The sequence below is a fragment of the Georgenia thermotolerans genome (assembly GCF_009193185.1).
Taxonomy (GTDB): Bacteria; Actinomycetota; Actinomycetes; order Actinomycetales; family Actinomycetaceae; genus Georgenia; species Georgenia thermotolerans.
Genome location: NZ_VUKF01000005.1, coordinates 87,245 through 107,377 on the forward strand (window position 1 = coordinate 87,245; position 20,133 = coordinate 107,377).

19 protein-coding genes are annotated in these 20,133 nt (G+C 74.9%); 4 read left to right on the top strand and 15 right to left on the bottom strand.

Going from position 1 to position 20,133, the window contains the following annotated elements; genetic code table 11:
• Nucleotides 1-5: 5 nt before the first annotated feature.
• The 3 genes from GD970_RS03750 to GD970_RS03760 all read right to left on the bottom strand — a co-directional run bounded on the left by GD970_RS03750 (nt 6) and on the right by GD970_RS03760 (nt 2,054).
• Complete coding sequence (locus GD970_RS03750) at nt 6-662, bottom strand: DUF305 domain-containing protein (protein ID WP_226925138.1); 657 nt, start codon at nt 660-662, stop codon at nt 6-8.
• 20 nt (nt 663-682) lie between these two features.
• Nucleotides 683-1,327, bottom strand: coding sequence for a DUF3105 domain-containing protein (locus GD970_RS03755; protein ID WP_152200944.1), 645 nt, complete (start codon nt 1,325-1,327; stop codon nt 683-685).
• A gap of 127 nt (nt 1,328-1,454) precedes the next feature.
• Nucleotides 1,455-2,054, bottom strand: coding sequence for a pyridoxamine 5'-phosphate oxidase family protein (locus tag GD970_RS03760; protein WP_152200947.1), 600 nt, complete (start codon nt 2,052-2,054; stop codon nt 1,455-1,457).
• 164 nt (nt 2,055-2,218) lie between these two features.
• Between GD970_RS03760 and GD970_RS03765 the strand changes: the two genes are divergently transcribed.
• A complete protein-coding gene (locus tag GD970_RS03765; protein ID WP_152200949.1) occupies nt 2,219-3,253 on the top strand; it encodes an LLM class flavin-dependent oxidoreductase in 1,035 nt (344 codons plus the stop codon).
• A 31-nt stretch (nt 3,254-3,284) separates the two neighbouring features.
• Here GD970_RS03765 and GD970_RS03770 read toward each other — a convergent pair whose 3' ends face one another.
• The 8 genes from GD970_RS03770 to GD970_RS03800 form a co-directional block, all read right to left on the bottom strand.
• Nucleotides 3,285-4,937 carry a DUF222 domain-containing protein gene (locus GD970_RS03770; RefSeq protein ID WP_152200952.1) on the bottom strand — a complete coding sequence of 551 codons (1,653 nt, stop codon included), beginning with the start codon at nt 4,935-4,937 and terminating at the stop codon, nt 3,285-3,287.
• Nucleotides 4,938-5,022: 85 nt separating this feature from the next.
• Nucleotides 5,023-5,292 (bottom strand): hypothetical protein, encoded by a 270-nt coding sequence (locus GD970_RS03775; RefSeq protein WP_152200954.1) that lies wholly within the window; start codon nt 5,290-5,292, stop codon nt 5,023-5,025.
• Nucleotides 5,293-5,376: 84 nt separating this feature from the next.
• Nucleotides 5,377-5,679, bottom strand: a complete 303-nt coding sequence (locus tag GD970_RS03780) for a hypothetical protein (RefSeq protein WP_152200956.1) — start codon at nt 5,677-5,679, stop codon at nt 5,377-5,379.
• An 86-nt stretch (nt 5,680-5,765) separates the two neighbouring features.
• Nucleotides 5,766-6,215, bottom strand: a complete 450-nt coding sequence (locus GD970_RS03785; protein ID WP_152200959.1) for a hypothetical protein — start codon at nt 6,213-6,215, stop codon at nt 5,766-5,768.
• 66 nt (nt 6,216-6,281) lie between these two features.
• Complete coding sequence (locus GD970_RS21475) at nt 6,282-6,443, bottom strand: hypothetical protein (RefSeq protein WP_155524109.1); 162 nt, start codon at nt 6,441-6,443, stop codon at nt 6,282-6,284.
• A 115-nt stretch (nt 6,444-6,558) separates the two neighbouring features.
• A complete protein-coding gene (locus tag GD970_RS03790) occupies nt 6,559-7,689 on the bottom strand; it encodes an NAD(P)H-dependent flavin oxidoreductase (RefSeq protein WP_152200961.1) in 1,131 nt (376 codons plus the stop codon).
• Nucleotides 7,689-9,725 (bottom strand): ATP-binding protein, encoded by a 2,037-nt coding sequence (locus GD970_RS03795; RefSeq protein WP_152200964.1) that lies wholly within the window; start codon nt 9,723-9,725, stop codon nt 7,689-7,691. The genes GD970_RS03790 and GD970_RS03795 overlap by 1 nt, the downstream gene beginning before the upstream one ends.
• 3 nt (nt 9,726-9,728) lie before the next feature.
• Complete coding sequence (locus GD970_RS03800; protein ID WP_152200966.1) at nt 9,729-11,303, bottom strand: carboxyl transferase domain-containing protein; 1,575 nt, start codon at nt 11,301-11,303, stop codon at nt 9,729-9,731.
• Nucleotides 11,304-11,378: 75 nt separating this feature from the next.
• Between GD970_RS03800 and GD970_RS03805 the strand changes: the two genes are divergently transcribed.
• Genes GD970_RS03805 through GD970_RS03815 form a run of 3 tightly spaced genes read left to right on the top strand, consistent with a single transcriptional unit; the run spans nt 11,379 to nt 14,677 of the window.
• Complete coding sequence (locus GD970_RS03805; RefSeq protein WP_152200969.1) at nt 11,379-11,966, top strand: TetR/AcrR family transcriptional regulator; 588 nt, start codon at nt 11,379-11,381, stop codon at nt 11,964-11,966.
• A gap of 28 nt (nt 11,967-11,994) precedes the next feature.
• Nucleotides 11,995-13,839 carry an acyclic terpene utilization AtuA family protein gene (locus GD970_RS03810; RefSeq protein ID WP_152200971.1) on the top strand — a complete coding sequence of 615 codons (1,845 nt, stop codon included), beginning with the start codon at nt 11,995-11,997 and terminating at the stop codon, nt 13,837-13,839.
• Nucleotides 13,829-14,677, top strand: a complete 849-nt coding sequence (locus GD970_RS03815; protein WP_152200974.1) for an enoyl-CoA hydratase-related protein — start codon at nt 13,829-13,831, stop codon at nt 14,675-14,677. Before GD970_RS03810 ends, GD970_RS03815 begins: the two co-directional genes overlap by 11 nt.
• 117 nt (nt 14,678-14,794) lie before the next feature.
• On the opposite strand, the gene GD970_RS03820 is transcribed toward GD970_RS03815, so the two are convergent.
• From GD970_RS03820 to gabT, 4 genes are all read right to left on the bottom strand, one after another.
• Nucleotides 14,795-15,589, bottom strand: coding sequence for an MBL fold metallo-hydrolase (locus GD970_RS03820; protein WP_152200976.1), 795 nt, complete (start codon nt 15,587-15,589; stop codon nt 14,795-14,797).
• A gap of 151 nt (nt 15,590-15,740) precedes the next feature.
• Nucleotides 15,741-17,240 (bottom strand): NAD-dependent succinate-semialdehyde dehydrogenase, encoded by a 1,500-nt coding sequence (locus GD970_RS03825; RefSeq protein ID WP_152200978.1) that lies wholly within the window; start codon nt 17,238-17,240, stop codon nt 15,741-15,743.
• A gap of 177 nt (nt 17,241-17,417) precedes the next feature.
• Nucleotides 17,418-18,686, bottom strand: a complete 1,269-nt coding sequence (locus GD970_RS03830) for a Glu/Leu/Phe/Val family dehydrogenase (protein ID WP_152200981.1) — start codon at nt 18,684-18,686, stop codon at nt 17,418-17,420.
• On the bottom strand, nt 18,683-20,035 hold the full coding sequence (gabT, locus tag GD970_RS03835) for a 4-aminobutyrate--2-oxoglutarate transaminase (protein ID WP_152200983.1): 1,353 nt from the start codon (nt 20,033-20,035) through the stop codon (nt 18,683-18,685). The genes GD970_RS03830 and gabT overlap by 4 nt, the downstream gene beginning before the upstream one ends.
• Nucleotides 20,036-20,133: the final 98 nt, after the last annotated feature.

Below are 20,133 nucleotides of genomic sequence, written 5' to 3' on the forward strand. Positions count from 1 at the left end.
GCGGGTTACGGCTCCAGCGGGCCGCCGCGCTCGTCGAGCATGTCGTGCAGGACGGTCAGCTCCGCCGTCTGGGCCCGGACCATCGTCGTGGCCAGGTGGCGCACCGCCGGCTCCTCGGCCTTGTTGGCGGCGTACTCGGCCATCTCCACGCCCGCCTCGTGATGGGGAATCATCAGCTGGAGGAAGATGCGTTCGGCGTCGCGGCCCTCCGCGGCAGAGAGCTGGTTGAGCTCGGCGCGGGTGGCCATGCCCGGCATGAGACCGGTCTCCGGCACCGTCGCGTGGCTCGTGTGGTCGCTCATCCACGCCATGACGGGCTCGGCGGAGCGCTGCGGGAGGTCCCACAGCTCCAGCCAGCCGTACATCTGCCCGAGCTGGTGCTGCTGGGTGAGCGCGATGTCGAGGGCGAGGCTGCGGGTGGCGGGGTCGTCGGTGCGCTCGCGCACGATGGTCGACATCTCTACCGCCTGGGCGTGGTGGGCGCCCATGTCCCGGGCGAAGCCGGCGTCCACCGACGCCGTCGACGGATGCTGCGGTCCCGCGGCCAGCCGGGAGCCGGCGATGAGGCCGACCACCGCCGCGACGGCGAGGAGCAGCACGACGGCGGCCACCACCATCCCGCGAGGGGTCCCCGCGGGCGGGGTGGCGTCGTCGTCAACCACGCTCTGACCCTCGTCCGTCATCAGGCGACCGGCGTGCCGACGCCCCCGGAGCAGGCCGCGCCGGGCTCGGGGGTCTGCTCGCCCTGGAGGTAGCGCTGGAGGAACACGTCGATGCGCTCGTCGGCGGCGTCGTCGAGCTTGAGCTGGTAGCCCCAGGCGCTCATGACGATCGGCGAGTCCAGGCCCTCGTAGGGGCTGAGCATGGCGTAGGCGTCGCCCTGCACGGCGTCGCGCAGCGCGGCCACCTGGTCGGCCGGGAGGTCGGGGTTGTAGGTGATCCACACGGCGCCGTGCTCGAGGGAGTGGACGGCGTGCTCGTTGGTCACCGGGGTGTCGTAGATGCCGCAGTTCTGCCACACGGCGTTGTGGTCGCCGCCCACCGGCGGAGTGGTGGCGTAGTCCACCGTGCCCTCGACGTGGTCGCGGCCGAGGTCGGAGAACTCCTTGACGCCGTCGATGGGTGCGTTGGCCGCGGCCTCGATGGCCGCGCGCTCGCGCGAGTGGTTGACGAGTGGGACGGCGACGGCCGCGACCAGGGCCAGCGCGACGGCGCCGGACGTGCCGAAGATGAGCCACTTCCGCCGCCGATCCTTGCGCTCCTGCTCGGCTCGCATGGCGGCGACTCGGGCGGCGCGCTCCTGGACCTGCTGCTTGCGGTTGCTCACGGGGCTCCTCGGGGACGACCTTCGGTTGCCTCTTCAACTAAGGCCCGCCCAGGGTAACCGACCACCATTGCCGGTCGGAACCTCCCGGATTGAGTGACGTGCCCGACCCGACGCGTCGCCGCGGCGGCTATCCGGCCAGGCGGGTCGTCTCCCACGTGCCGTCCGGGCGCCGGGTGTACTCCAGGCGGTTGCTCGGTCCGGCGTCGTCGCCGCGCCAGAAGGTCACCCGGTGGGGGCGCACGCTGTGGCCGATCCACCACTCGGGGCGCGCCAGCGGCCCCGGGTGGGCCGCTTCGAAGGCGGCGAGGACCTCGCGGCGCTCTCCCGCGGGCCGGGCGGCGAGAGCGTCGTCGTTCACCCAGGAGAGGACCTGGAGGTAGCGGGAGATCCGGGCGAAATCGGCGTCGAGCGTGGCTGTGGGCACCGAGGCGGCGACCCCGGCGACGACCAGCTGCCGCAGCGGCTCGGGCCAGAAGAACGCCAGCGTCACCCGCGCGTCGGCGCGGAGCTGGGCGGCCTTGCGCGAGCGGGCGTCGGTGTGGAACCGGATCTCCTCGTCCGCGACCTCGAAGAGGTGGACGTGCCGGGCGTCGGGTGCGCCGTCGTCGCCGACGGTGGTCAGCGTCATGACGAGGGGCCGATCCGGCGCGCCGACCCACGCGCGCACCAGCGTCATGGGGTCCGGGACGGCGTCAGGGTCGACGTCGGCGCCGAAGGGATTGCTCATGACGCTCCTTCTCGCAGGACTCGGGATGACGCCGCGCCTCCGCGGCGGGCGCCGGGCCGCTGCCCCGACGATGGCGGCACTTCGGGCGCCCGGCAACCGGCCGGAATACCACCCGCGCCCCGCGGGTTCCTCGGTCGATACGTCTGCATGGAAAAGAGGACCCCGTGGCACCCCAGCTTCAGCTCGGTCTCGACACCTTCGGCGACGTCACCGTCGGCGACGACGGCGTCCCGCTGCCCCACCCGCAGGTGATCCGCAACGTCGTGGCCGAGGCGGTGCTGGCCGAGGAGGTCGGCCTGAGCTTCTTCGGCGTGGGCGAGCACCACCGCCCGGACTTCGCCGTCTCGGCGCCCGAGGTCGCGCTCGCGGCCATCGCCGGTCAGACCAAGCGGATCCACCTCGGCTCCGCCGTCACCGTCCTCAGCTCCGATGACCCGGTGCGCGTCTTCCAGCGCTTCGCCACGCTGGACGCCGTGTCGTCCGGGCGTGCGGAGGTGATCCTGGGCCGCGGCTCCTTCGTCGAGTCCTTCCCGCTCTTCGGCCTCGACCTGCAGGACTACGAGGTGCTCTTCGAGGAGAAGCTCGACCTGTTCGCCCGGCTGCTCACCGAGGGGCCGGTGACCTGGTCCGGCACGACGCGTGCCGGCCTGGACCACCAGAAGGTCTATCCATTCACCGACTCCGGCCACCTCACCACCTGGGTGGGCGTGGGCGGCAGCCCCCAGTCGGTCGTGCGGGCGGCGCGCTACGGGCTGCCGCTCATGCTTGCCATCATCGGCGGTGAGCCGGCGCGGTTCGCCCCGTTGGTCGACCTCTATCGCCGTGCGCTGTCTCAGCTCGGGCGCGCGGACCAGCCGGTGGGCGCCCACTCCCCCGGCTACGTCGCGGCCACCGACGCCGAGGCGCGCCAGGAGATGTTCCCGCACTACCGGGCCATGCAGGAGCGGATCGGCCGTGAGCGGGGCTGGCCGCCGATGACGGTGGACCGCTTCGAGCACGAGATCGGGCCCGACGGTGCGCTCTTCGTGGGGTCACCCGAGACGGTGGCGACCAAGATCGCCCGGGCCGCCCGGACGCTCGGTCTTACGCGGTTCGACCTCAAGTACTCACTCGGCACCCTGCCGCACGAGCGGCTCATGAAGAGCATCGAGCTGTACGGGACCCGAGTGGCCCCGCTGGTGCACGAGATGCTGGCGTAGCAGCCCAGCTGCCCCGGCGGGTGCGGTCGTGTCAGGCGATCCAGTCGAAGTCTGCGCGCATGCGGCGCTCCAGGACGCTGTCGGAGACGCGGAGGCCCGGTGGTGCGCCGGCAATGTCGGCTGATGGCAGCCTCTGGCGGCCTGGCGGCGCCGTCGGGCGGGTGGGTCGGTGGCCGGGCAGGGGTGGGGCGTGGGAGGTGTAGGTGTGCCCGGTGGGGGTGGTCAGCTCGACGACGTGCCTGCCGGGCCCGGCCCGCTGATCGTCTGTGGCGCCGTCGACGGTGCCAGCCGTGGCCGCGTCTTCGCTGGTGGGGAGGGTGCGGGCGGTCCAGCCGGGGGCCTGCCGGGCGTAGTTGCAGGCCTCACACGCCCCGCGCAGGTTCGCCGCGGTGGTGGGCCCGCCGGCGGCGGCGGAGACGACGTGGTCGCGGTGGCGGATGGGGGCGTCGCACCAGGTCGTCCGGCACGCCTGGTCCCGGATGGTCACGAACCTCGCCAGCCCGGGTGGGGCGATGCGGCGGCGGGAGTCCAGCGCGACGAGTTCGCCGGTGCCCGGGGCGGTGAACAGCCGCCGCACCCACGCCAGCACCTTCCGATCAGCCACACCCGGCGCCGTCGAGTCACCCGCGCCGGCCGCGCCTGACTCGGCGCCGCTGTCGCGCGCCCCGCTCACACCATCGCCGCCGCCGACCTCGAGGGGTCCGAGGCGGTCGGTGATCAGGTCGCGGGCGAAGCCGGCCGGGACGGTCCCGTAGCCGGGGATCACGGCCGGTTCGGCGTCGCCTTCGAGCAGGGTGCGGTCGGTCATGACCAGCTGGACCTCGATCGGCACGTCGGCGGCGCGGGCCTGGCCGGTGACGCGTTCGACGAGGGTGTCGGCCATGATCTGCCCCCGGCTCCTGCCGTCGCCCTGGGCGCGCAGGGCGTCCGCGACCCGGGTCAGCGCCGCCCACACCCCCACCCCCTCGGCCACCGGCAACAGCCCGGTCAGGTAGGTCATGGTGTCCGGGGCCGGGCGCAGGCTCACGCCCCGCTCGGCCTCCGCGCGGCGGGCGCGGGCCACCACGGAGGCGGCGTCCAGCCGGGAGGCCAGCTGCTTGGCCCGGGCCACCAGCGCCCGGGTGCCCGTGCGCTCCACCGCGGCCGGGTCGGCCCACAGCTCGGCGTCGAACGCCGCCCGGTCGGGGGCGGACAGGCAGATCGCCTCGCGCACCAGCACGGTGGCCCGCCACTCGCTGAGCGTCCCGGCCTGCAGGGCGGCGAAGGTGTGGGGCATCTCCAGCACCAGGGTCTTGGCCAGGCCGAGCAGTCGCCCGCCCTGGTGCGCCGACTCTCGCCGGGCCAGCGCCACCTGCGCCCCCACCCCCTGCCCGCGCCTGGCCGCGGGCACCCCCGCGGCCTCCTGCGCGTGGCGCTGGGAGCGATCCAGGTCCACCGCGATGCGCGCCTGCGCCGCCGCCGCAGCCGCCTTCAGCTCCTCCAACACCCGCAGCTGGTCGATCCGGTCCGCGTCCGAGACATCCCGATCCACCGACGCCAGCGCCTCGCGCCAGCTGGCGACGTCGGCGGCGGTGAGCGGAGCGGGAGCCGGCGGCGCGGCCGGCGGGCACGAGGGGCTCGTCGCGGCAGGGTCCGCACCGGGCTGCCCCGCACCCCGGTCCCGGCCACCTCGCCTATCGAACATGTGTAGCACACTACCGAAGGGCTCTGACATCCGCGCCGGGCCTGGGGACAACGCCCGGTCGGCCCGCCTCGCGGTAGGTCTAACCTCATCGGTGCCTTTCCCTGGGGCCGCGCAACCGTTCGCTGCGGTCAACGATGCGCAACCCGACCACAAGGAGCAGCAGGGCGATCAAGGCATAGATGTGCGCGCTCGCCTCGGCGCCGGCGGCCGCAGCCAGCCCCTCGGTCCCGGCGCGCGCAAACCCGCGGGCGATGCCGTACCAGTTGATCGCGGCGGCGGCTGAGATCAGGGCAGCCGCACAGATGGCGCCGCCCCAACTGACCCACCGGTCGGCCCATCGTTCGAGGCGCTCCATCACACCTCCTCCACCGCCATGAAGGTGATGCCGACGGCGCCGAGAACCTCCGGGCGCATCTGCTCGTGTGTGGCCATCGGGCGCTCAGCTGGCGATGCGGCCGGTGGCGGCCAGCATGGCGAGGCAGCTGACAACGGCGACCAGGGCGAGGGTCACCAGCGAGCCGAGCCACGTCCAGGGGCGTCGTCGCCCGACAGTGAGCGAAACCGCGGCGGTGCCGGCGTAGGCAGCGGCCACGACGACGGACCAGGCGACCGCATGAACGCTTCGGTCGCTGTCCGCACAGCTCATGGTGTAGACGCCGGGGCAGATGACAGCGCGAGGAACGATGAGCAGCCAGATCGCCGCCCAGGCCACAGCGGCGATGAGGGTTGCGGCGACGAGCACAGGCAGAACCTGGTCCGCCCGGGAAGGAAGGGCGCGCTTCCCCTCTCCGGGACCGGACCGCCGGAATGCCCGCGAACCTGACACGTCTACGCCTTGCCGGGGGCGGCGAGGTTCGGGCCGACGACTTCCCACCCGTCCTCGAGCTGCCCGGTGAAATCGTCGGGCAGGAGCCTCGCCTCGACGCCTCGGCCATTCCCGCCGACGCCGACGAAGGCGCCCCGGCTTGCGAAGTGCTCCTCGTCGACGCAGCTTCCGCCCGCGACGGCGTCGTCCTCGCCCGGCCCATCGAGGACGACAACCATGCACCACGGGTGCTCCTCGAGGCCTCGTGCCGCGTAGACGAGCGCTGCGTCCACCACTCCCACGAAGCGGAAGTGGTCGTAGTCCTCGAACTCGCGTCCGTCGGGAAGGGCGTCATCGGCGGTCGCCGGCCGGTCGAAGACGGCGAGCTCAGGCGAGGCGGCTCGGGAGGCGCCACACCCGGTCATGAGAAGCAGACCACCAACGACAGCGACACACTTCGGTACGACTCGCATGCTGGCAAGGTAGCGATCAACGGGGAGCGAGACCGGCCGTTCCAGCGCGAAATCGGACAGAGATTTCTAAAAGGCGCCGGTGTTGCCCCCACTACCGAAGTAGTACGGGCGGGGGTCGGGCGGGTCCTGAGTCGTTCGAGGGTCGGCATCGCGGCCGGACTTCTTGCCGGCCCACAGCCCGACGACCGCGAGGACGAGGAGCACGACACCGGTGATCCAGAGCCACATGGCGAACCCTTCTCGTTGATGGAGCCGCACAGACCTGCCGGAACGGTATCGCTGGCACCGAACCGGAGTCCTCGATTCAGCGGAAGGGGGCGATGACGGACGACGGCGAGCACCCCTAGCCGGCGACGTCGCGAGCCGCGACCCCACCCAGCTCCCGCAGCCGCTGCTCGCAGCCGGCCACGATGTCGCGCACGATCTCGCCGGCCGGCCGCAGCTCGGTGAAGGTCCCGACGACCTGCCCCACGAAGAACGACTCCAGCTCTCGGGCGCGCGCGTCGCCCGCCTCCGCCGCGAGATCGATCCGCTCCCACGCCTCGCGCACCAGCGTCGACTGCCACGGCATCGGCAGCGGCGACGGCGCCCCCGGCCGGCCCCACGCGTCGAGCCAGGCGCTGCGCAGCTGCCGGGCGGGCTTGCCGGTCCGTGTCGGGGAGACCACCGTGTCGGTGCTGCGGGCGGTCAGCAGCTTCTCCTTGATGACGCCGGCCGCCGGGTCCTCGAGGCTGGAGAGCCACACCGAGCCCGTCCACGCGCCGGCCGCACCGAGGGCCAGGGCCGCGGCGAGCTGGCGGCCCGTCGCGATGCCGCCCGCGGCGAGCACCGGGACGTCCCCTGCGAGGTCGACCACCTCCGGCGTGAGGACCATGGTGGCCACGTTCCCGGTGTGCCCGCCGCCCTCGGTGCCCTGGGCGACCAGGACGTCGACCCCGGCGGCCAGCTGCCGCCGCGCGTGCTCTCCCGTGCCCACCAACGCGGCGACCGGCACGCCGGCCGCCCGGGCGCGGGCCACCATCTCCGGCGGTGGCGTGCCGAGCGCGCTGGCGACCAGGGCCACCCGGTGCGAGAACGTCACCTCGAGCAGCTCGTGGACCACCTGGGCGTCCATGTTCGTCTCCAGGCTGATGTCGATCCGGCCGGTCCGGTCCAGCTGGGCGTCGGCCGGCAGCGGCGGGATCCCGTGGTCGGCGAGCAGCCCCTCCACGAAGTCCCGGTGCTCCGGTGGCACACCACCGCCGTCGACGGCGCCCACGGATCCCGGAACGAGCAGGTCGACACCGTAGGGCCGCCCCGCCAGCTGCTCGTCCATCCACGTGAGCCGGGCGTCGAGCTGCTCGGGGGTGTACATGGTGGCGCCGAGGACGCCCAGCGCGCCCGCACGCGAGACCTCGACGACGACAGCGGGCGCGCGGTTGAAGCCGACGAGCGGGTGCTCGACCCCCACCAGCTCGGTGAACGCAGTACGCATCAGACCTCCTCGGTCACGGTGAACAGCGGCTGGCCCAGCTCGACCTGGTCCCCGACGGCGGCGGTGACCCGCGTGACGGTGCCCGCGCAGGGGGCACGCAGCGGCATCTCCATCTTCATGGCCTCGAGCACGCCGAGCGTCTGCCCGGCGCTGACCGCCTCGCCGGCACGCACGGCGACGGCGCGCACGAGTCCCGGCATGGGCGCACTGACCAGCCCGTCGGCGGGTGCCGCCACGGCCTGCACGAGCCGGTCGGCGACGGCGAAGACGTGCGCCTCGCCCTCGTGCACCACCGCCACGGAATCGCCCCGACGCTCGACGACGGCGCGGTGCCAGGCGCCGTCGACCTCCAGCCGCACCGCCTGCCCCGCGGCGGCGGGGCGCCCGTCCCCGGGACCGGCCTCCGGGTGCACGGTGACGGCACGCCGCAGACCGCCGTCGGCCCCGACGAGCGTCACCCGCGCGCCACCGGTCAACGCCCCACCCGCCTGCACGCGCAGCCGGTGCCGCGCGCCGTCGTGGCTCAGCTCCACGACGACGTCGGCGGGCGGTCCACCCAGCCGCCAGCCGTCGGCAACGGCGAAGGGGCCCTCGACGGCGGAGCGAGTGGCGTCGCGGTCACGCGGGCGGGTGAGCGCCCACGCGCCGGCGCACAGGGCGAGGTCCGGCGGTCCAGGCGGGAACGCGCCGGGATGGGTGTCCAGCCAGGTGGTGTCGAGCTCGGCCCGGGTGAAGGCCGGCGAGGCGAGGAGGCGGCGCAGCACGCCGGTGTTGGTGGTCACCCCGACGATGGCGGTGTCGTCGAGCGCGGCGACCAGGCGCAGGCGGGCCGCCTCCCGGGTGGCGCCGTGGCAGATGACCTTGCCGAGCAGCGGGTCGTACCAGGTGGTCACGTCCTGGCCCGGTTCGAGGGCGGCGTCGACGCGGGCACGGTCGGGCCAGCGCACCGTGGTCGCCCGGCCGGCGCGGGGCAGGAAGTCCGGCCCCTCGGCGTAGACGCGGGCCTCGATGGCGTGCCCGCGCACGGTGACGTCCTCCTGGCGCAGCGGCAGCGGCTCGCCCTGGGCGACGGCGAGCTGGAGCGCGACGAGGTCGAGGCCGGTGACGGCCTCGGTGACGGGGTGCTCGACCTGGAGCCGGGTGTTCATCTCCAGGAAGTACGCCTGCTCCCCCGCCACCAGGAACTCCACGGTCCCGGCGCCGACGTAGCCGATCTGGGCCGCCAGCCGCACCGCCGCGCCGGTGAGTCGCTCGCGCAGCACCGGGGGGACGGTGGGCGCCGGCGCCTCCTCGACCACCTTCTGGTGACGGCGCTGGACCGAGCAGTCGCGCTCGCCCAGGTGCACCACGTGCCCGTGGGCGTCGGCCAGGACCTGCACCTCGACGTGCCGTCCACCGGGCACGTACCGCTCGAGGAGCAGGGCGCCGTCACCGAAGGCGGCCACGGCCTCGCGGCGGGCGGCGGCCAGCGCCGCCGGCATCCCGTCCGGCCCGGTCACCACGTGCATGCCCTTGCCACCGCCGCCGGCGGCGGGCTTGACGAGCAGCGGCAGGCCGACCTCGGCCAGGGCGCGGGCGGCGAGGGCGGCGTCGTCCGGTGCACCGTGGTCGCGTGCACCGGACTCGTCCTCGGTCACCGCGGGCAGCACGGGCACCCCGGCGGCCTGCGCCGCCCGGCGCGCGGCATCCTTGCGGCCCATGAGCTCGACGACGTCGGGCGGCGGCCCGATCCACACCAGCCCGGCCGCGAGGCAGGCGCGGGCCAGGGCGGCATCCTCGGCGAGGAAGCCGTAGCCGGGGTGGACGGCGTCGGCCCAGCTGGCGCGGGCGGCGGCGAGCAGCGCGGTGACGCTGAGGTAGGACGCGGCGGCCGGCGCGGGGCCGAGGCGGGCGGCGGCGTCGGCCGCGCGCACGTGCGGGGCGTCGACGTCGGCGTCGGAGTACACCGCGACGGTGCGCAGCCCGGCGGCCCGGGCCGCGCGGATGATCCGCAGGGCGATCTCGCCGCGGTTGGCGACCAGCACGGTGGAGAACATCGCTCACATCCGGAAGACGCCGTAGCCGGGCGATGGGACCGGGGCGTGTGCGGCGGCGGCCAGGCCCAGCCCGAGCACGCGGCGAGTGTCCACCGGGTCGATGACGCCGTCGTCCCACAACCGGGCGGTGCCGTAGTACGCCGCGCCCTGCTCCTCGTACTGGGCGCGAATGGGCGCCTTGAAGGCCTCCTCCTCCGCGGCGGACCACTCACCGCCGCGGGCCTCGATCCCGTCGCGGCGCACCGTGGCCAGGACGGCGGCCGCCTGCTCCCCGCCCATGACCGACACACGCGCGTTGGGCCAGGTCCACAGGAAGCGCGGGTCGTACGCGCGCCCGCTCATGGCGTAGTTGCCCGCCCCGAAGGAGCCGCCGATCACGACCGTGAGCTTGGGGACCACCGAGCAGGCGACGGCGGTGACGAGCTTGGCACCGTCCTTGGCGATGCCGGCGTTCTCGTAGGCCCGCCCGACCATGAACCCGGCGATGTTCTGCAGGAACACCAGCGGGATCCCGCGCTGGTTGCACAGCTGGACGAAGTGGGCGCCCTTGAGCGCGGACTCGGAGAAGAGGATGCCGTTGTTGGCGACGATGCCGACGTCGTAGCCCCAGATCCGGGCGAAGCCGCACACCAGCGTGGTGCCGTAGAGCTCCTTGAACTCCTGGAGCCGGGAGCCGTCGACGATGCGGCGGATGACCTCGCGCACGTCGTAGGGGGTGCGCACGTCGGCGGGGACGACGTCGTAGAGGCCGGCGGGGTCCTCCTGCGGCTCCTCGGGCGGCTGCCAGCGCAGCGTGGCCGGGCCGGGCGGGGCGGTGGTGGCGACGGCGGCGCGCAGGAGGGCCAGGGCCTCGGCGTCGTCGGCGGCGAGGTGGTCGACGACGCCGGAGGTGCGGGCGTGCACGTCGCCCCCGCCGAGCTCCTCCGCCGTGACGACCTCGCCGGTGGCGGCCTGCACCAGGGGCGGGCCGCCGAGGAAGATCGTGCCCTGCCCGCGCACGATGACCGACTCGTCGGCCATCGCCGGCACGTACGCGCCGCCGGCGGTGCACGAGCCGAGCACGGCCGCCAGCTGCGGGATCCCGGCGGCGGACAGGCGGGCCTGGTGGTAGAAGATCCGCCCGAAGTGGTCCCGGTCCGGGAACACCTCGTCCTGCAGGGGCAGGTACGCCCCGCCGGAGTCGACGAGGTAGAGGCAGGGCAGGTGGTTCGCGGCGGCGACCTCCTGGGCGCGCAGGTGCTTCTTGACGGTCATCGGGTAGTAGGTGCCGCCCTTGACCGTGGCGTCGTTGGCGACGACGACGCACGCGCGCCCGGCCACCCGGCCCACCCCGGTGACGATGCCGGCGGCCGGCACCTCGTCGTCGTACATGCCGGTGGCCGCCAACGGGGATAGTTCGAGGAAGGGCGAGCCGGGGTCCAGGAGCCGGTCCACCCGCTCACGCACGAGCAGCTTGCCGCGGGCCACGTGCCGGTCGCGGGCCGGCTCCGGGCCGCCACGGCGCACGACGGCGAGGCGCTCGCGCAGGTCTGCGGCGAGCTCGGCCAGCGCGCCGGTGCGGTGCGGGGTCGTCGTCATGCTCACCACCGAGCAAACGAGGAAATGTTTGGCCGAACGTTAGCAATCGTTAACGCCACTGTCTACGATGCCGGCATGTGCCCGCCGCCGCAGCCGCCCGCGCCGTCGCGTCGCGAGCAGATCCTCGCGGCGGCGGCGGACCTGTTCGCCCGCCGGGGCTTCCACGGGGTGTCCATCGACGAGATCGGCGCCGCGGTGGGGATCTCCGGGCCGGCGCTGTACCGGCACTTCCCGGGCAAGGACGCCATCCTGGCCGCGATGCTCATCGGGATCAGCGAGCACCTGCTCACCGGGGCCCGGGACCGGGTGGCGGCGGCCGGCGACGGCGCGGGGCTGGCCGCGCTGGTCGACTGGCACGTCGCCTTCGCCCTGGACCACCCGGCCCTGATCACCGTCCAGCAGCGCGACCTCGACGCCCTGGCGGAGACGGACCGGGAGACGGTCCGGCGGCTCCAGCGCAGCTACGTCGACGTGTGGGCGCGCGAGATCCAGGCGGCGGGGTCCGACGGGGTCCGGCGTGCCACCGCCGTGGCCGCCGCGCACGCCGTCCTCGGCCTCATCAACTCCACCCCGCACAGCGCCCGCCTGGGCCGGGCGGGCACCGGGGACCTGCTGCGCCGGATGGCCCTGCGCGCCCTGCTCGCCCCCGACCCGCCCAGCTGACGGCCGACGGCCGCGAGAGGAGAGCAGCGTGGCTCACCCGTCTGCCGGCGCCGGCCGGCCCCTGCGCATCGCCAACGTGTCCGGGTTCTACGGCGACCGGCTGTCCGCCGCCCGGGAGATGCTCGACGGCGGCCCGGTGGACGTCCTCACCGGCGACTGGCTGGCCGAGCTGACCATGAGCGTGCTCGCCCGGCAGCGCGCCCGCGACCCGGACGCGGGCTACGCGACCACCTTCGTCGACCAGCTCGAGGATGTCCTGGGCGACTGCCTGGACCGGGGCGTGCGCATCGTCTCGAACGCCGGGGGCCTCAACCCCCACGGCTGCGCGGCGGCGGTGCGCCGGATCGGGGCGCGCCTCGGCCGAGAGGTGCGGGTCGCCGTCATCGACGGCGACGACGCCACCGAGGCGCTGGCCCATGCGCGGGCGGCGGGCTGGGCGGCGCCGCACCTGGACACCGGCGAGCCGCTGCCGTCGGGCGCGGTCCCGGAGGCGGTCAACGCCTACCTGGGCTGCAGGGGCATCGTCGAGGCGCTGGCGGCCGGCGCCGACGTGGTGATCACCGGGCGGGTGACCGACGCCGCCGTCGTGCTCGGGCCGGCGGCGTGGCACCACGGCTGGGCCCGTGACGACTGGGACGCCCTGGCTGGCGCCGTGGCCGCCGGGCACGTCATCGAGTGCGGCGCGCAGGCCACCGGCGGCAACTTCGCGTTCTTCACCGAGCTGGCGGGCATGGAGCGGGTGGGGTTCCCGCTGGCCGAGGTGCACGCCGACGGCTCGGCCGTGATCACCAAGCACCCGGGCACCGGCGGGGCGGTCACCGTCGAGACGATCACGGCGCAGCTGCTCTACGAGGTCGGCGGCCCGCGGTACCTCACGCCCGACGTCGTCGTCCGGCTCGACACCGTGCGGCTGGAGCCGGCCGGGCCGGACCGGGTGCTTCTGTCCGGCACCCGCGGGGAGCCGGCGCCGGGGCAGGTCAAGGTGGGGGCGATCGTGCCGGCCGGGTGGCGCACCGGCACGACGTTCGTGCTCACCGGCGGGGAGATCGAGGCCAAGGCGGCCGCGGCCCAGGCGGCGCTCTGGGCGGGGGTGCCCGGCGGTCGGGAGGGGTTCGACGACGTCGCCGTGCGGCTGGTGCGCGCGGACCGGCCCGACCCGGCCAGCATGACCGACGCGGTCGCGCTGCTGACCGTCGCGGTGCGCGGGCAGGACCGCGACCGGGTGGGACGGTTCGCCCGCACGGCGGTGGAGACGTGGCTGACCGGCTACCCGGGGCTGTACTTCACCGGCCCGCCCGTCTCGCCCAGCGCCTGCTCGGTGTTCTGGCCGGTCCTCATGCCGGCGGCGGACTTCCCGCAGCGGGTGACGTTCGACGGGCGGACGTGGGAGGTGCCGGCGGTCAGGACGCCGGCCGGCGCGGAGCCGGAGCGGGCACAGCCCGCGGCGGCGGCGACGCCGTCGGGACCTGCCGCGCCGGACGGCAACGGCGGCGCCCACGCCGGCGACCGGTCCGGGGAGACCACGCGCGTCCCGCTCGGCACCCTCGTCGGCGCCCGGTCGGGCGACAAGGGCGGCAACGCCACGCTCGGCGTGTGGGCCCGCACCGACGCCACGCACGCCTGGCTGCGGCGGTTCTGGACCGAGGACCGGCTGCGCGCGCTGCTGCCGGAGGCGGCCGGCCTGGAGCTCCGGCTGTGGGAGCTGCCGCACCTGCGGGCGGTGGGCGCCACAATCGTCGGGCTGCTCGGCAAGGGCGTCGGGGTCAGCCTCGCCCTGGACTCCCAGGGCAAGGGGCTGGCCGAGTACCTGCGGGCCAAGCACGTCGACGTCCCGGTCGAGCTGGTGCCGAACGGGGCCGGTCATGGACGCTGAGGTCGTCCACCTCGCAACTTCCCGCGGGGTCGCCACCATCACCCTGGACTCCCCGGCCAACCGCAACGCCCTCTCCCGGTCCCTGCGCGCCCGGCTGGGAAGCCGCTTCGCGGCGGCGCTGGCCGACCCGGCGGTGCGGGTCGTCGTCCTCACCCACACCGGGCCGGTCTTCTGCGCGGGCGCCGACCTTGCGGCCGGCGGTGCCGGCGTGGGCGGGACGGCGGCCGCCGATGCTGGCCTGGGCGGGACGGCCCCCACCGGGTCCGATGACGTCCGCGCCGACGGCGTCCCCGACCTCCCCCGGCTCATCGAGATGCTGTGGCACTCCCCCAAGCCGGTGATCGCGCGCCTTGCCGGGACGGCCCGCGGCGGCGGCGTCGGCCTGGTCGCCGCGTGCGACCTGGCGGTCGCGGCCGACACGGTCGCCTTCGCCTTCCCCGAGGTGCGCCTGGGCGTCGTGCCCGCGGTCGTCTCGGCGCCGCTGCGCCGGCGGGTGGCCCCGCACGCCCTGCACGAGCTCTTCCTCACCGGCGAGGCGTTCGACGCGCGGCGGGCGGTCGCCATCGGCCTGCTCACCGCCGCCGTGGCCGCCGAGGCGCTCGACGCCGAGGTCCGGCGCTACGCGGACCTGCTGGTGCGCGGCGGGCCGGACGCCCTCGCGGCGACCAAGGCCCTGCTGCGCGAGGCGCCCACCGGTCCTCTGACCGCTGTCGAGCTAACCGGCCTGGGCGAGCTCTCCGCCCGCCACTTCGCCTCGGTGGAGGGACAGGAAGGCGTGCGCGCGCGTGCCGAGCGTCGTGAGGCTGCATGGGTTCCGCCGCCACTTGACGAGCCATGACCGGCCAGCGGCCGAGGGCGGCGGAGGTGGCGGAGCTCGTCCCGCTCGAGGCGGGACGGCTCCTGGTCGCTTGGTAGCAGCGTCCGCGTTACCGGCGCGTCACTCACGCATGACCGGCTAGTCGGGCAGGTCCACGCCGAGGTAGGCCAGCTGCGCCTGGACGGTGTGCCGAGCCGCGGTGGCCCGGAAGTCCTCCAGCTCGCCGTAGATGGCGGCGACGACCTCGCCGACGGTGGCGGCGCCGTCCCCCAGCGCCGCCCGTAGCTGGGCGAGGCGCTCCTCGCGGTGAGTCCGGTAGCCGGCGATGACGGCGGCGGGAGTGTCGATGACGGGGCCGTGGCCGGGCGCGATGCGCTCCACCCGGCCGGTGTCGGCGAGCGCCACGAGCCGCTCGAGGGTGGCCAGGTAGCTGGTGAGGTCGCCGTCCGGCCAGGCGATCACGGTCGTGCCGCGGCCGAGGATGGTGTCGCCGGTGAGCAGCAGCCGGTCCGCCGGAACGAGGAGGCTCACCGAGTCGGCGGTGTGGCCCGGCGTGGCGAGCACCTCGAGCGTCAGCGGGCCGACGGCGATGATCTCACCATCGCGCAGAGGCTCCCCGCGCCCGGCGCCGCGCACCGGCGCGCCGGTGAGCGCGGCGAAGCGCTCGGCGGACTCGGCGTGGTCGTGGTGGTGGTGGGTGAGCAGCACGAGGGCGACCTTCCCGCCGTCCTCCCCCGCGACCCGCAGGGTGTCGGCCAGGTGCGCCTCGTCGAGGGGCCCGGGGTCGACGACGACCACCTCCGCGGCGCCCGGCTCGCGCAGCACCCAGGTGTTGGTGCCGTCGAGCGTCATCACGCCGGGGTTGGGTCCCAGCACGCACGCGGCGCGCGGGGTGACGCGGCCCCCGGTCCACAGCTCCGACGTCGACGTCATCGGCCCTCCTCGCTCTCCGGCCGCACTGTAGCGGCCCCCGCCGGCCCCGCGGAGTGCGGGACCGGCGGCGGGGGGCATCGTGATCGGGACGGAACGTGACTTCGCGACGGAGTTGACGCCTCGCGACCTACTTGACGCCTCGCCGAGGACGTCAGCTCCAGTCGATGCTGAAGTACTGCGTCTCCTGAAACTCGCGGATGCCCTCACGGGCGCCCTCGCGGCCCAGGCCGGACTGCTTGACGCCGCCGAACGGGGTCGCCGGGTCCGAGATGACCCCGCGGTTGACGCCCACCATGCCGGCGTCGATCTTCTCGGCGGTCTGCAGCGCCCACTTGAGGTCGCGGGAGAACACGTACGCCGCGAGGCCGAACTCGGTGCCGTTGACCAGCTCGAGCAGCTCGGCGTCGTCGCGCCAGGTCACGATGGGGGCGACGGGGCCGAAGATCTCGGTGCGCAGGATCTCGGCGTCCGCGGGCACGTCGCGCAGCACGGTCGGGGCCACGAAGTAGCCCGCCTCGTGGCCCTCCGGGAGCGCGGCCTGGTGCGTGACGCGCGCACCGGCCGCGACCGCGGCCTCGATGAGCCCCGTGATGCCCTTCGCCGCCTTGGCGCTGATGACCGGGCCGATCTCGCTGCCCTCGGCGAAGGCCGGGCCCACCGTCAGCGCGGCGACGGCGGCGCCGAACTTCTCGGTGAACTCCTCCACGACGTCGGCGTGCACGTACAGCCGGTTCGCCGCGGTGCAGGCCTGGCCGCCGTTGCGCAGCTTGGCGACCATGGCGCCGGCGACGGCGGCGTCGACGTCCGCGTCGGCGGCGACGACGAAGGGGGCGTTGCCGCCGAGCTCCATCGAGGCGTTGACCACCCGGTCGGCGGCCTGCTTGAGCAGCACCCGGCCCACCGGGGTGGAGCCGGTGAAGGAGATCTTGCGGACCCGGGCGTCCTCGAGCCAGGCGGTCACCACGCCGGCGGCGTCGGTGGTCGGCACGACGTTGACCACGCCGTCGGGGACGCCGGCCTCGGTGAGGATGCGGGCGACGGCCAGGGCGGTCAGCGGGGTCTCGGCGGCCGGCTTGAGCACCACCGTGCACCCGGCGGCCAGCGCGGGGGCGATCTTCCGGGTGGCCATCGCCGCCGGGAAGTTCCAGGGGGTGACGAGCGCGGCGACGCCGACCGGCTTGTGCGTCACCACGGTGCGGGTGCCGCCGGCGGGCGAGGAGCCGTACTCGCCCTCGGTGCGCACGGCCTCCTCGGCGAACCAGCGGAAGAACTCCGCGGCGTAGGTGACCTCCGAGCGGGCGTCGGCGAGGGCCTTGCCGTTCTCCCAGGACATGAGCGCGGCGAGCTGCTCGGAGCTGGCGATCATCAGGGCGAAGGCGCGGCGCAGCACCTCCGAGCGCTCCCGGGGCGCGGTGGCGGCCCAGCCGGGCAGCGCGCGGGCGGCGGCGTCGACCGCGGCGACGGCGTCGGGCACCTGGCCGTCGGCGACGTCGGCGATGGCGTCGCCGGTGGCGGGGTCGGTGACGGCGAAGGTGGCGCCGGCGCGGGCGGTGGTGCCGTGGCCGTCGATCCAGACGCCCTGGCGGGGGGCGAGGGCGTCGACGTAGGCCCGCAGGTCCGCGGGGGCGGTGGGCGTGACGGTGGTGGTCATGGGGGTTCTCCAGGAGGGTGGGGCGGGCGGCCGGGGCGGGCGGCGGGCGCGCGAGCATGGCCGCCCGGCGCGAGGCCGGCGGCTCGAGGAGGCGACCGGGTCGCCTGAGGGAGGCCGGCGGGGCCGGCTGGCGGGAGTGGGACCGGCGCGGGCGGATCGCCCGCGCCGGTCAGCCGATCACGGGTACAGGCCGCGCAGGGTGTGGGCGGAGGCCACGCGCTCGACGGCCATGGCGGTGGCGGCGGTGCGCAGCGACAGCTCCTTCTCGGCGGCGTAGGCGCTGACCGCCTCCCAGGCGCCGAGCATGCGCTCCTTCAGGCGCGCCTCCACCTCGGCCTCGGTCCACCAGTAGGCCTGGTTGGCCTGGACCCACTCGAAGTAGCTGACGACGACGCCGCCGGCGTTGGCCAGGATGTCGGGGACGACCAGGACGTCGTTGCCGGCCATGATGGCGTCCGCCTCGGGGGTGGTGGGGCCGTTGGCGCCCTCGACCACGAGGCGGGCGCGCACCCGGGGGGCGTTCTCCGCCGTCAGGACGCCCTCGACGGCGGCCGGGACGAGCAGGTCGACGTCCAGCTCGAGGAGGGCGTCGCCGTCGAGCGGCTCGGCGCCGGCGAAGTCGACGACGCTGCCGGTGGCGTCCACGTGCCGCTCGAGGGCGGGCATGTCCAGGCCGGCGGTGTTGATGACGGCGCCGTACTGGTCGGACACGGCCCTGACGCGCACGCCCGCCTCGGCGAGGAACCGGGCGGCGCCGCGGCCGACCTTGCCGAAGCCCTGCACGGCCGCGGTCGTCGTCGCCGGCTTCAGGCCCTTGGAGTCCAGCGCCGCCAGCGCCACGTCGACGACGCCGCGCGAGGTGGAGGTGGCCCGCCCGAGCGAGCCGCCGAGCGAGACGGGCTTGCCGGTGACCACGCCGGGCACGGTGTACCCGGAGGCGACGGAGTACGTGTCCATCATCCACGCCATGGTCTGCTCGTCGGTGCCGATGTCCGGGGCGGGGATGTCGTGCGCGGGCCCGATGACCGGGAGGATCTCGGAGGTGAACCGGCGGGTGACCCGCTCGAGCTCGGCGCTGGAGTAGTGGCGCGGGTCGATGCGCACCCCGCCCTTGGCCCCGCCGTAGGGGACGTCGAGCAGGGCGCACTTCCAGGTCATCCACATGGCCAGGGCGCGGACCTCGTCGAGGTCGACGTGGGGGCTGTAGCGGATGCCGCCCTTGGCCGGGCCGCGGGAGAAGTTGTGCTGCACGCGGTGGCCGATGAACAGGTCCTGGCTGCCGTCGTCGCGCCGCAGCGGGATGGAGACGGTCACCTCCCGGCGCGGGGTGGCGAGCATGCGGTGCAGGCCCTCGGGCAGCCCGAGCACCTCCACCGCCTCGGCGAGCTGGGCGCGGGCGTCGTCGAGCGGGTTGGCCGTCGTCGTCGCGGCGGGGGCCATGGTCATCGGGTCACCTCGAAGGCGTGGGCGAGTACGTCGAGCCCCTCGGCGAGCAGCTCGTCGGAGATGGACAGCGGCGGCAGGAAGCGTAGGACGTTCCCGTAGGTGCCGCAGGTCAGCACGATAACCCCCGCGGCGTGCGCGGCGGCGGCGACGCCCTTGGCCAGGGCGGCGTCCGGCTCCTGGGTGGCCGGGTCCACGAGCTCGACGGCGACCATGGCGCCGCGGCCGCGCACGTCGCCCACGCGCGGGTCGCTCTGCTGCAGGGCGCCGAGCCGGCTGGTGAGGAGCTCGCCGATCTCCCGGGCCCGCTCGAGGAGGCCCTCCTGCTCGATGGTCTCCAGGGTGGCCAGCCCGGCGGCGGTGGCCAGCGGGTTGCCGCCGTAGGTGCCGCCGAGGCCGCCGGCGTGGGCGGCGTCCATGATCTCGGCGCGGCCGGTGACCGCCGAGAGCGGCAGGCCGCCGCCGACGCCCTTGGCCGAGGCGACCAGGTCCGGGACGATGCCCTCGTGCTCGCTGGCGTACCAGGCGCCGGTGCGGGCGATGCCGGTCTGGACCTCGTCGGCGATGAAGACGACGTCGTTCGCGCGGGCCCACTCCACCAGGGCGGGGAGGAAGCCCTCGGCCGGGACGATGAAGCCGCCCTCGCCCTGGATGGGCTCGATGACGATGGCGGCGAGGTTCTCGGCGCCGACCTGCTTCTCGATGACCGAGATGGCGCGCTTGGCGGCCTCGGCGCCGGAGAGGCCGTCGCGGTAGGGGTAGGACAGCGGGGCGCGGTAGACCTCGGGGGCGAACGGGCCGAAGCCGGACTTGTACGGCTGGTTCTTCGCGGTCAGCGCCATGGTGAGGTTGGTGCGGCCGTGGTAGGCGTGGTCGAAGGCCACGACCGCGTTCTTCTTGGTGTAGGCGCGGGCGATCTTGACCGCGTTCTCCACCGCCTCGGCGCCGGAGTTGAACAGCGCGGTGCGCTTCTCGTGGTCGCCGGGGGTCAGCGCGTTGAGCCGCTCGGCGACGGCGACGTAGCCCTCGTAGGGCGTGATCATGAAGCAGGTGTGGGTGAAGGAGGCCACCTGCGCCGTCACCGCCTCGACGACCTTGGGGGCGCTGTTGCCCACCGTGGTCACCGCGATGCCGGAGCCGAGGTCGATGAGGGAGTTGCCGTCCACGTCGACGACGACGCCGCCTCCGGCCGCCGCGGCGTACACCGGCATGGTGGTGGAGACCCCGTGGGCGACGGCGGCCCGCTGCCGCTCGGCCAACTCGCGCGAGCGCGGGCCGGGGATCTCGGTGACCAGGCGGCGCTCCTGCGCCAGCGCCGGTCCACCGCTGACGGCGGGGGTGAGAAGGAACATGCGGGCCTCCAGGGAAAGAACATCCGGCGCCCGGGTGGGGCGTGGTTCACACGGTAGGACCAACGTCCCCGCCACCACAGGGCAGACTCGCACAATCT

Coding starts and splice junctions, on each gene's coding strand:
- GD970_RS03770 (WP_152200952.1), bottom strand. CDS start 4,937: ATGTTCGATAGGCGAGGTGGCCGGGACCGGGGTGCGGGGCAGCCCGGT.
- GD970_RS21475 (WP_155524109.1), bottom strand. CDS start 6,443: ATGTGGCTCTGGATCACCGGTGTCGTGCTCCTCGTCCTCGCGGTCGTC.
- GD970_RS03815 (WP_152200974.1), top strand. CDS start 13,829: ATGGACGCTGAGGTCGTCCACCTCGCAACTTCCCGCGGGGTCGCCACC.
- GD970_RS03785 (WP_152200959.1), bottom strand. CDS start 6,215: ATGCGAGTCGTACCGAAGTGTGTCGCTGTCGTTGGTGGTCTGCTTCTC.
- GD970_RS03775 (WP_152200954.1), bottom strand. CDS start 5,292: ATGGAGCGCCTCGAACGATGGGCCGACCGGTGGGTCAGTTGGGGCGGC.
- GD970_RS03820 (WP_152200976.1), bottom strand. CDS start 15,589: ATGACGTCGACGTCGGAGCTGTGGACCGGGGGCCGCGTCACCCCGCGC.
- GD970_RS03825 (WP_152200978.1), bottom strand. CDS start 17,240: ATGACCACCACCGTCACGCCCACCGCCCCCGCGGACCTGCGGGCCTAC.
- GD970_RS03795 (WP_152200964.1), bottom strand. CDS start 9,725: ATGTTCTCCACCGTGCTGGTCGCCAACCGCGGCGAGATCGCCCTGCGG.
- GD970_RS03830 (WP_152200981.1), bottom strand. CDS start 18,686: ATGACCATGGCCCCCGCCGCGACGACGACGGCCAACCCGCTCGACGAC.
- gabT (WP_152200983.1), bottom strand. CDS start 20,035: ATGTTCCTTCTCACCCCCGCCGTCAGCGGTGGACCGGCGCTGGCGCAG.
- GD970_RS03760 (WP_152200947.1), bottom strand. CDS start 2,054: ATGAGCAATCCCTTCGGCGCCGACGTCGACCCTGACGCCGTCCCGGAC.
- GD970_RS03800 (WP_152200966.1), bottom strand. CDS start 11,303: ATGACGACGACCCCGCACCGCACCGGCGCGCTGGCCGAGCTCGCCGCA.
- GD970_RS03805 (WP_152200969.1), top strand. CDS start 11,379: ATGTGCCCGCCGCCGCAGCCGCCCGCGCCGTCGCGTCGCGAGCAGATC.
- GD970_RS03790 (WP_152200961.1), bottom strand. CDS start 7,689: ATGCGTACTGCGTTCACCGAGCTGGTGGGGGTCGAGCACCCGCTCGTC.